General features: G+C 72.2%; 10 protein-coding genes. 8 read left to right on the forward strand and 2 right to left on the reverse strand.

Translation table 11 applies throughout. The annotated features are described in order from the left end of the window. Positions 1-645: an FHA domain-containing protein gene (locus E1292_RS01735; RefSeq protein ID WP_132504575.1), complete on the forward strand. Its 645-nt coding sequence runs from the start codon at positions 1-3 to the stop codon at positions 643-645. A gap of 181 nt (positions 646-826) precedes the next feature. On the opposite strand, the gene E1292_RS01740 is transcribed toward E1292_RS01735, so the two are convergent. Then, positions 827-2,359 carry a glycoside hydrolase family 10-like protein gene (locus tag E1292_RS01740; RefSeq protein ID WP_132591264.1) on the reverse strand — a complete coding sequence of 511 codons (1,533 nt, stop codon included), beginning with the start codon at positions 2,357-2,359 and terminating at the stop codon, positions 827-829. Between the two features lie 89 nt (positions 2,360-2,448). Between E1292_RS01740 and E1292_RS01745 the strand changes: the two genes are divergently transcribed. Next, positions 2,449-3,891, forward strand: coding sequence for a glycoside hydrolase family 3 protein (locus E1292_RS01745; protein ID WP_132591266.1), 1,443 nt, complete (start codon positions 2,449-2,451; stop codon positions 3,889-3,891). Next, the gene (locus E1292_RS01750; protein ID WP_246089857.1) at positions 3,888-4,748 is read left to right on the forward strand and encodes a MurR/RpiR family transcriptional regulator; all 861 of its coding nucleotides are present in this window, start codon (positions 3,888-3,890) and stop codon (positions 4,746-4,748) included. The genes E1292_RS01745 and E1292_RS01750 overlap by 4 nt, the downstream gene beginning before the upstream one ends. Before the next feature lie 40 nt (positions 4,749-4,788). Here E1292_RS01750 and E1292_RS01755 read toward each other — a convergent pair whose 3' ends face one another. Further along, positions 4,789-5,559 carry an IclR family transcriptional regulator domain-containing protein gene (locus E1292_RS01755; RefSeq protein ID WP_132591270.1) on the reverse strand — a complete coding sequence of 257 codons (771 nt, stop codon included), beginning with the start codon at positions 5,557-5,559 and terminating at the stop codon, positions 4,789-4,791. A 100-nt stretch (positions 5,560-5,659) separates the two neighbouring features. Here E1292_RS01755 and E1292_RS01760 point away from each other — a divergent pair, with 100 nt between their 5' ends. The 5 genes from E1292_RS01760 to E1292_RS01780 all read left to right on the forward strand — a co-directional run. After that, positions 5,660-6,607, forward strand: a complete 948-nt coding sequence (locus E1292_RS01760; protein ID WP_220446602.1) for an ABC transporter substrate-binding protein — start codon at positions 5,660-5,662, stop codon at positions 6,605-6,607. After that, positions 6,604-7,455 carry an ABC transporter permease gene (locus tag E1292_RS01765; protein WP_246089858.1) on the forward strand — a complete coding sequence of 284 codons (852 nt, stop codon included), beginning with the start codon at positions 6,604-6,606 and terminating at the stop codon, positions 7,453-7,455. The genes E1292_RS01760 and E1292_RS01765 overlap by 4 nt, the downstream gene beginning before the upstream one ends. Then, the gene (locus E1292_RS01770) at positions 7,452-8,201 is read left to right on the forward strand and encodes an ABC transporter permease (protein ID WP_132591272.1); all 750 of its coding nucleotides are present in this window, start codon (positions 7,452-7,454) and stop codon (positions 8,199-8,201) included. The genes E1292_RS01765 and E1292_RS01770 overlap by 4 nt, the downstream gene beginning before the upstream one ends. Further along, positions 8,194-8,964 (forward strand): ABC transporter ATP-binding protein, encoded by a 771-nt coding sequence (locus tag E1292_RS01775; protein ID WP_132591274.1) that lies wholly within the window; start codon positions 8,194-8,196, stop codon positions 8,962-8,964. Before E1292_RS01770 ends, E1292_RS01775 begins: the two co-directional genes overlap by 8 nt. Next, on the forward strand, positions 8,961-10,032 hold a 1,072-nt coding region (locus E1292_RS01780), incomplete at its 3' end, for a thiamine pyrophosphate-binding protein (protein ID WP_246089859.1). The genes E1292_RS01775 and E1292_RS01780, both read left to right, overlap by 4 nt.

A 10,032-nucleotide genomic window follows, 5' to 3' on the forward strand; every position in this document is an offset into this window, starting at 1 on the left:
GTGGAGGGGCCGTTCATACGCATCGAGGACACCGGCGAGGTGGTCCCCTTGCGCCCCGAGATCACGACGGTGGGGAGGGGCCGGGGTGTGGACATCCGGCTCACCGACCCCAGCGTGTCTCGACTCCATGCCGAGTTCGTCAGACGAGGACCTTACCTGTATGTCGTCGACCTGGGGCTGTCCAGGAACGGCACACGGGTGAACGGCAGGCCGATCGCCCGGAGGGTCCTTGACGACGGCGACGTCGTCTCCTTCGGCGCGGCCCGGGGTCGCATCGGTGGAGTCCCCCGTGAGGACTTCACCCCTGAGGTCGAGCTGCGCAGGGCGGCCGCGCCCGAGCTGACCAGGCGCGAGGTCGATGTGCTGACCTCGCTCTGCAGGCCGGCGCTGTCGGACGAGGCGTTCGTCGCCCCGGCGACCGCACGCGAGATCGCCGACGACCTGGTCGTGACCGAGGCCGCGGTCAAGCAGCATCTGCTGCGGCTCTACCAGAAGTTCAGGATTCCCGAGGGCACCAACCGGCGCACACGGCTGGCCAACGAGGTCGTCGCGCTCGGACTGGTACGCCCGACCCCCGTGGTGCCGCCACAGAGGTCGTCGGGAGCCGCCGAGCAGCCGTCGCCCGCTGGGCGAAGGGCTTCTTAGGTGCCTGAAAGGCCACCTGCGTAGACCGGATCGCGACCGGGGCCACGGCGAGGGGTTCCGGCAGCGTCGGAACCTCCACGAGCGGTGGCGGGGGCATGCACTCGGGCGGGGCATGCCAGGTGATCGCCGGCCGGATGACCGGCCGGCGACACGTACGGGCGCAGCACGCCCGCGGACCGGTTCAGATCACCCGGAAGCCGTTGCTGGGCCTGCTGGTCCTGTTGGCGCGGTCGACCGCCACCACGTAGTAGTGGTCGCCGCGTCCGCCGTCGGGGTCGGTCCAGCGCACCTGCCGGTCGCCGGGCACGACGGCCACCAGGTGGCGCGCGTCGGCGAAGTCGCCGGACCGCGCGTCCCTGTCGAAGCGGAAGACGGCGAACACGAACGGCTCGTCCCGGCCGGTCGCCACCGCCCGCACCTCGACCCCACCGTGACGGCGCAGCGCGTACGCCAGCACCGGCCGGCGCGGCGGCTCCCCCTTGGCGAGCCTGGGCAGCACGGGCGCCAGCGCGGGTCGCTGATAGTGGTCGGCGACCGCGGTCGAGATGGAGCCGATCCTGTCGACCTTGACATCGTTGGCGTTGTACCAGATGTCGCCGCCGATCTCGGGGTGGTCCCTGTTGAGGGTCAGGTGCCTGGACAGCTCGTCCGGCGCCTGCCACTCCGCCGCCTGGGCGGGGTCGCCGGCCTTGTAGGCGGCCTGGCCGATCCACAGCTGCGTCTTCGTGCCCGCGGCGACGTCGGACCACCAGGGGACGAGCTTGGAGTAGTCGGCCGGCGGCTGCCCGATGTACCAGTAGAGCTGCGGCGCGATGTAGTCGAGCCAGCCCTTCTTGACCCAGCCGCGGGTGTCGGCGTGCAGGTTGTCGTACGACTGGCCGCCGTTGGTGTCGGAGCCGAGCGGGTCGCTGGCCTTGTTGCGCCAGATGCCGGATGGGCTAATGCCCCACGCGATCTCCGGCTTGGACTCCAGCACCCGCTGCTGCATCTCCTGGACCATGAGGTCGACGTTGTGGCGCCGCCAGGTGGCCAGGTCGGGGAAGCCGGCGCCGTGCTCGGCGAACGCGGCGCTGTCGTCGAAGGCCGTGGTGTTGGTCGGGTAGAAGTAGTCGTCGAAGTGGAGGCCGTCGATGTCGTAGCGGGTGACCGCGTCCATCATGGCGTCCTGGCAGAACTTCCGCACTTCCGGCATGCCGGGGTTGTAGTAGAGCTTGCCGCCGAACGGCAGGATCCAGTCGGGGTGCTTGCGCCCGGGGTGGTCAGGGTGCAGCTTGGCCGGGTCGGCCTGCATCGAGACGCGGTAGGGGTTGAACCACGCGTGGAAGGCCAGGCCGCGCTTGTGGGTCTCCTCCACGGCGAACCCGAGCGGGTCGTAGCCGGGGTCCTGGCCCTGCGTCCCGGTCAGATACTGTGACCACGGTTCGAACGGCGACGGCCAGAACGCGTCAGCGGTCGGCCTGATCTGCACGAACACCGAGTTGAGCTTGCGCTGCACGGCCACGTCCAGCCAGGCGAGATATTCGGCCTTCTGCTCGTCCGCGGTCAGCCCCGGCTTGGAGGGCCAGTTGATGTTGACCACGGAGGCGATCCACATGCCGCGCATCTGGCGCAGCGGCGGGATGTGCCCGGTCGTCGACGCGTAGGCGGGCAGCGGGACGGCGGAGGCGGCGGCGGCGAGGGCTAAGCCCTTCAGGAGAGTCCTTCTGCTGGGCATTGGGGGGTTGGCCTCTCGGAAGTGGTTGTGTCGAGGGCGACAATGACAGAAAATTACCTTCAGATCAACAATCGTGAAGGAAAATGCCGATGAGCGGTGACCTGTACAGACTGGCGATGACGGTGCTGCATCCGGGGTACGAGGGGACCCGTCAGAGTCAGGGCGCCCCCGACTGGCTGCGCCGGGCGCTGGGCGAGGGTCTCGGCGGCGTGGTGCTGTTCGCCCGCAACGCCATCGACGCGCAGCTCGTACGGCAATTCCGCGCCGAGAACCCGGACACGGTCGTGGCGATCGACGAGGAGGGCGGCGCGGTCACGCGGCTCGAGGTCACGGACGGCAGCTCCTTCCCCGGCAACCGGGCGCTGGGCGTGGTCGACGACGTGACGCTCACCGAGCGGGTGGGCCGCCAGATCGGCAGGATGCTCGCCGAGCTCGACATCACGCTCGACTACGCGCCCTCGGCGGACGTGAACTCCGACCCGGCCAACCCGGTGATCGGCGTGCGCTCGTTCGGCCCCACCCCCGACCTGGTCGCCCGCCACACCGTCGCCTACGTCAACGGCGTGCAGGGCGCGGGCGTGGCCGCCTGCGCCAAACACTTCCCCGGGCACGGCGACACGGTCACCGACTCCCACCTGGCGCTGCCCACCGTGCACGCCTCGCGCGAGGTCCTCCACGAACGCGACCTCCCGCCCTTCCGCGCCGCGATCGGCGCCGGGGTGCGCTCCATCATGTCGGGCCACCTGCTCATCCCCGCCCTCGATCCGTCGATGCCGGCGACGCTCAGCCGTACCATCCTGACCGAGCTCCTGAGGGGCGAGCTCGGTTTCGACGGGATGCTCGTCACCGACGCGATCGAGATGCAGGCGGTGGCCGACATGTTCGGCCCCGGCGAGATCGCGGTGCGCGCGCTCAACGCGGGCGTGGACGCGATCTGCGTGGGGCTGTCCACCGAGGACAGCCTGCACGAGATCCGCGACGCGATCGTGGCCGCGGTGCGCGAGGGCACGCTGCAGGAGGAGCGCCTGGCGGAGGCGGCCGCCAGGGTCCGCGCGCTCGCCGGCTGGTACGCCGCCCGCACGGAGCTGCGCGACAAGGCCCGCGGCGACGTCGACGAGGGCGTCGGCCTGGAGGCCGCCAGGGCGGCGCTCACCACCTCCGGCACTCCCGCGCTCGACCGCGGGCCGCTGGTCGTCGAGGTCAACACCCGCTTCAGCAAGGCGGTCGACCCGGCCACGCCGACCGGCGTCACGGCGGCCCTGAGCACCCTGCTGCCGAACACGGCCAGGGTGCAGATGGAGGCGCAGGGCGAGCTGCCGCCCTTCGACGAACGGCCGGTCGTGCTGGTGGTGCACGACGCCGCCCGGCACGCCTGGGTGCGGGAGACCGTGGCGAAGGCCCTCGCGCTCAGGCCCGACGCGATCGTGGTCGACACCGGCATCCCCGCCCCGCCCGACGGCGCCACCCACGTGGCCACCCACGGCATCTCCCGCGTGTCCGCCCTGGCGGCGGCGGAATGGCTGCTTCGGTGACCGCCGAGCCCGCGAACCCGGTCGCGGCCGTACGCGCCGTGCTGCCGTCGCTCACCCCCGCCGCGCAGTCCATCGCCCGCATCATCCTCGACGATCCCGGACTGGTCGTGCGGAGCACGATCACCGAGTTCAGCGCGGTCTCCGGCACCAGCGAGGCGACGATCGTGCGCACGGCGCGGGCGCTCGGGTTCGCCGGATACTCGCAGATGCGCTTCGCGCTGGCCGCGGCCGTCGCCAAGGAACCCGAGCGGCTGGTGCCGGGCGACCTCGCGCCCGACGACCCGCTGACCGACGTGATCGCCAAGGTCGCGCGCGCCGAGTCGGAGGCGCTGGCCGACACGGCGGCGCAGCTCGACCCCGACCAGCTGGGTGAGATCGTGCAGGCCATCGCGACGGCCCGGCGCGTCGACGTGTACGGCGTGGCGGCCTCCGGCCTGGTGGCCGCCGACATGTCGCAGAAGCTGCTGCGGATCGGGCTGTCCAGCCATCCGTTCAGCGACGCGCACCTGGCCCTGACCAGCGCGGCGCTGCTCGGGAAAGGCGACGTGGCGGTGGCGATCAGCTGCAGCGGCGAGACGCCCGACGTGCTGGTCCCCGCCAGGACGGCGGCCGAGGCGGGCGCGCTGATCGTCGGGATCACCAACAACCCCCGCTCGTCGCTGGCCGAGATGGCGCACCACACGCTGGTGTCGGCGGGCCGCGAGACGGCCTTCCGGCCCGGCGCGCTGGCCAGCCGGATCAGCCAGCTGCTGATCGTCGACTGCATCTTCGTGGGGCTGGCGCAGCGCACCTACGACAGGGCCGACGCGGCCATCCGCGCCACCAGGGAGGCCACCGACCGCTACCGCGCGCGCTGATCGGATCCCACCGACCGCTACCGCGCGCTGATCGGACCGGTCAGGCGCGGGCCGTCGACAGGGAGACCAGGTCCGCCTCGATCCTGGCGGCCGTGGCCAGCAGCGGCGGCAGGAGGTCGCGCCGGGCCGCCTGCATGCTCGTACGGCTGGCGTGCGTCGAGACGTTCACCGCCGCCACCGTGCTGCCGGAGCGGTCACGGATCGGCGCGGCGATCGAGCGCAGCCCCTCCTCCAGCTCCTGGTCCACCATCGCCCATCCCTGCCCGCGTACCTGGTCGAGCTCGGCCCGCAACGCGGCGGGCAGCACGATCGTCCGCGACGTGAGCCGGCGCAGCTCCGCCCCCCGCAGGTAGGCGTCCAGCCGTTCCGGCGGCAGCGCCGCCAGCAGCACCCGCCCCATCGACGTGCAGTAGGCGGGGAACCGGGTGCCGATGCTGATGCTCATCCGCATGATCCTGGTCGTCGCCACCCTGGCCACGTAGACGACGTCCTCGCCGTCGAGCACCGCGACGGAGGCCGACTCGTGCACCCCGGCGGCCAGCCGTTCGAGATGCGGGTCGGCCACCTCGGGCAACGACAGGCTGGACAGGTAGGCGTACCCGAGCTCCAGCACCCGGGGTGTGAGCGCGAACAGCCGCCCGTCGTTGCGCACGTAGCCGAGGTCGGTCAGCGTGATCAGGAAGCGCCTGGCCGCCGCCCTGCTCAGCCCCGTGGCGCGGGCCACCTGGCTCAGCGTCAGCTCGGGTTCCGCGGCGCTGAACGCCCGGATCACCGCGAGCCCGCGGGCCAGCGACTGCACATGATCGGCCATCGTGATCCCTTGACAGGAGCGGGCAGAGGCGTAGTTTCCGCGATACAGGGTTGTTCGGCTAGAGAATACATGTGCGCATTGCGCACACATAGGAGTCATCGTGCGTCGCGCTCTCCTGATCCTCGCCCCCTTACTCGTCCTCCTCGCCACCGCGTGCGGTGCCCCGCAGCCCGCCGCCACCGACCAGGCCTCGGGGATGACCAAGGTCAACGCCGGCGTGATCGCCATCGTCGACACCGCTCCGATCCATCTCGGCAAGGCCAAGGGCTTCTTCACCGAGCAGAAGATCGACCTCACGATCACCCCGGTCCAGGGCGGCGCGGCCAGCGTGACGGGCACGGTGAGCGGGCAGTTCCAGTTCGCGTTCGCGAACACGACCTCGCTGCTGACCGCCAAGCAGCAGGGGCTCGACGTGAAGGTGGTCGCCAACGGCGTCTCCTCCACCGGCGAGCAGGGCAAGGACTTCAGCGCGGTGCTGGTGAAGCCCGACAGCCCGATCAAGACCGCCAAGGACCTGGCGGGCAGGAAGATCTCCGTCAACCAGCTCAAGAACATCGGCGACACGACCGTGCGCGCCTCTGTGCGCAAGGCCGGCGGCGACCCCGGCGGCATCGAGTTCGTGGAGCTGCCCTTCCCCGACGCGCCCGCCGCCCTCCAGAGCGGCCGGGTGGACGCCATCTGGGTGGTCGAGCCGTTCGTGAGCCAGGCGCTCAGCCAGGGAGCCCGCGCCGTGGCCTGGAACTTCGCCGACGCCGCCCCCGACCTCACCGTCGCCATGTACTTCACCACCGGCAGGACCGACCCCGACCTCGCCGAACGGTTCGCCGCCGCGATGCGCAAGTCGCTGGAGTACGCCGACGCGCACCCCGACGAGGTCCGCGAGGTGCTGAGAACGTACACCAAGATCTCGCCTGAGGTGATCGCCGAGATCCACCTGCCGAAGTGGCCGGTCGAGGTCAACAAGGCGTCCGTGCAGACCATCGCCGACCTGGCGCTGGCCGACGGGGTGCTCACGGAGAAGATCGACGTCTCGGCCCTGGTGCCGTGACCCGCACCGGTGGCCCCGCCCGTGACTCGGCACGTGACTCCGCCCGCGCCTCCGCCCGTGACTCCGCCCGCGCCTCCGCCCGTGCCCGGCTCGGCCACGGGCTGGCCGGGCTCGGCGGGCTGCTCGCCCTCATGGAGGCCGTGCCCCGGCTCGGCCTGGTCGACGAACGGTTCCTGCCGCCCGCCTCGCGCATCCTCACCACGCTGGCCGGTGAACTCGCCACGCCCGCGCTGTGGATCGCGCTCGGCGAGACCATGCGCGGCTGGGCGCTCGGCCTGGCGCTGGCGTTCTGCGCGGCGGTCGTGGCCGGGGTCGTCATCGGGACCGTCCCGGGGCTGCGCGCCATGACCAGCTCGACCGTCGAGTTCCTGCGGCCCATCCCGTCGGTCGCGCTCGTGCCGCTCGCCACGCTGCTGTTCGGGCCGTCGCTCGGCTCGACGATGCTGCTCGTGGTCTACGCCGCGTTCTGGCAGGTGCTCATCCAGGTCCTGTACGGGGTCGCCGCCGTCGACTCCGTGGCCCACGACACCGCCAGGACGTACGGGCTGTCGGCCTGGTCGCGGGTCAGGCACCTGGTGTGGCCGACCGCGCTGCCGTACGTCATGACCGGGCTCAGGCTGGCGGCGACGGTGGCGTTCATCCTCGCGGTGACGGCGGAGCTGGTGATCGGCAGCCCGGGGCTGGGCGCCGAGATCCAGGTGGCGCAGAGCAGCGGGGCCGTGCCGGTCGTCTACGCGCTGATCGTGCTGGCCGGGCTGGTCGGCATCGCGGTGAACGCCGGCGTGCGGCTGCTGGAGCGCAGGGTACTGGCCTGGCATCCCGCCGTACGATCGGAGGTGGCCGCGTGAGAGCGGTCCGCCTGCTGGCCCTGCCCGCCCTGCTGGTGCTGCTCTGGTGGGCGGTCAGCGGGAGCTCGTTCTACCTGCCGAGCCCTCTCCGGGTGGGGCAGGCGTTCGCGGAGACCTGGTTCTCCGAGCGGCTGACCGACGACGTGCTGCCCAGCGTCGGGCGGCTGCTGATGGGCTACGCGGCGGCCGGGCTGCTCGGCGTGGGGCTGGGCGTGCCGATCGGGTCGTCGCCGCGGCTGCGCGCCACGCTCGAGCCGGTGCTGGAGTTCTTCAGAGCCATTCCGCCACCCGTGCTGGTGCCGCTGATCATGCTGCTCGCCGGGATCGACACGCCCATGAAGGTGCTGGTCATCGTCTCGGGCTGCCTCTGGCCCATCCTGCTCAACACCGTCGAGGGCGTGCGCGCGCTGGACGAGGTGCTCGCCGACACCTGCCGCATGTACGGCGTGCGCGGGCTTGCCAGGCTGCGAAGACTCGTGCTGCCCGGCGCCGCGCCGCAGATCATGACCGGGCTGCGGCAGGCGCTGTCCATCGGCATCATCCTCATGGTCATCAGCGAGATGTTCGCCAGCTCCAGCGGGCTGGGCTTCACGATCGTGCTGTTCCAGCGGCAGTTCCAGATCGCCGAGATGTGGAGCGGGATCCTGCTGCTCGGGCTGCTCGGGCTGGGACTGTCGGCGCTCTTCCGCCGCGTGGAACGGCGGGTCCTTTCCTGGTACTACGGCAGTGGAGCCGCGCGTGCTTGAGATCTCCGCCCTGAACAAGGCCTACCAGAGCCCGGGACGCCGGGTCGAGGCGATCCGCTCGATCACGCTCGGCGTCGGCGCCGGCGAGCTGGTGTGCGTGGTCGGCCCCTCGGGCTGCGGCAAGACCACCCTGCTGCGCTGCGTCGCCGGGCTGCTGCCGGCCAGCGGGGGCGAGGTGCGGCTGGACGGCGTGCCCGTGACCGGGCCGCCGCCGCGGATGGCCGTGGTCTTCCAGGAGTACGGCCGCAGCCTGTTCCCCTGGATGACCGTGCGGCAGAACGTCGAGCTGCCGCTGAAGGAGAAACGTGTGCCCGCCGCGCGGCGGCGCGAACTGGTGACCGGCTCGCTGGAAGCCGTGGGCCTGGCCGACGCGGCCGACGCGCATCCGTGGCAGCTGTCCGGCGGCATGCAGCAGCGGGTCGCGATCGCAAGGGCCGTGGCGTACGAGCCGCAGGTGCTGCTGATGGACGAGCCGTTCGCGGCCGTCGACGCGCAGACCAGGGCCGACCTCGAGGACCTGATCCTCCGGTTGTGGCGCGACCTCGAGGTCACCACGCTCTTCGTGACCCACGACATCGACGAGGCCGTCTACCTGGGGCAGCGGGTGATCGTCCTGTCCTCGTCCCCGACCGAGGTCATGGAGGACCTCAAGATCGACCTGCCACCCGGACGCGACCAGCTGACCACGCGCTCGCTGCCCCGGTTCGGGGAGCTGCGCGGGCACGTCTACCGGCAGATCCAGCGGGCAAGGGGAGAACGATGAGCACCGTCAGGGACGCCGCGTTCGACGTGCTGAGAAGCCGCGGGCTGACCACGATCTTCTGCAACCCCGGCTCCACCGAGGTGTCGCTGCTCACCGACCTGCCGGACGATCTGCGCTTCGTGCTCGCCCTGCACGAGGCGTCCGTGGTCGGGATGGCGACCGGCTGGGCCATCGGGAACGAAGCGCCCGCGCTGGTCGTGCTGCACACCACCGCCGGGCTGGGCACCGCGGTCGGCGCCATCGCCACCGCCCGGGTCAACCGGGTGCCGCTGGTGATCCTCGTGGGGCAGCAGGACCGGCGGCACCTGGCGCTGGAGCCGTTCCTGACCGGGCGGCTGGAGGGGCTGGCCGGCGACTACCCGGTGTGGGTGAACCAGCCGGCGCGCGCGCAGGACGTACCAGGGGCGCTGGCCCGCGCCTGGCACGAGGCGGTCACGGCCCGCGGGCCCGCGCTGGTGACCGTGCCGATGGACGACTGGCAGGCGCCCTTCGACGGGGAGGTCCTCGCGGCGCCGGTCCGGCTGCTGCGCCCGGCCGCCGTCCCCGACGCCGACCTGGCGCCGCTGGTGCGGCTGCTGGCGGGCGCGCGGTCCCCGGCGATCGTGGCGGGCGCGGGCGCCGGGTGGGAGCCCCTGGTCGCGCTGGCCGAGCGGCTGCGGTGCCCGGTGTTCCAGGAGTCGTTCGGGGCGCGCGCCGGCTTCCCGCAGGACCACCCGCAGTACGCGGGCGTCCTGCCCGCCGACAGGGAACGCCTGCGGGAGCGGCTGGCTCCGCATGACGTGGTGCTCGCGGTGGGCGCCCCGGTGTTCCGGCAGTACGTGTACGTGCCGGGCCCCCTGGTCGCCCCGGGCACGTCGGTCGCGCTGGTCACGGACGACCCGGCGGAGGCGCACCGCAGCCCGGCCGACCTGGCCTCCGCCCGGGACGCCGGGGCCGAGGGCATCGGGCTCTACCGGACCGAGTTCCTCTTCCTCGATCGCGCCGAGGCGCCGTCCGCCGAGGAGCAGCGTCGCGCCTACCGGGCCGTGCTGGAGTCGTTCCCCGGCGGCAAGGTCGTCGTCAGGACGT

It is taken from the genome of Nonomuraea deserti (assembly GCF_004348685.1).
Classification (GTDB): domain Bacteria; phylum Actinomycetota; class Actinomycetes; order Streptosporangiales; family Streptosporangiaceae; genus Nonomuraea; species Nonomuraea deserti.

Bases quoted from the DNA above. Each gene is read 5' to 3' on its own strand.
- E1292_RS01745 (WP_132591266.1), top strand. From the start codon at position 2,449: ATGAGCGGTGACCTGTACAGACTGGCGATGACGGTGCTGCATCCGGGG.
- E1292_RS01755 (WP_132591270.1), bottom strand. From the start codon at position 5,559: ATGGCCGATCATGTGCAGTCGCTGGCCCGCGGGCTCGCGGTGATCCGG.
- E1292_RS01740 (WP_132591264.1), bottom strand. From the start codon at position 2,359: ATGCCCAGCAGAAGGACTCTCCTGAAGGGCTTAGCCCTCGCCGCCGCC.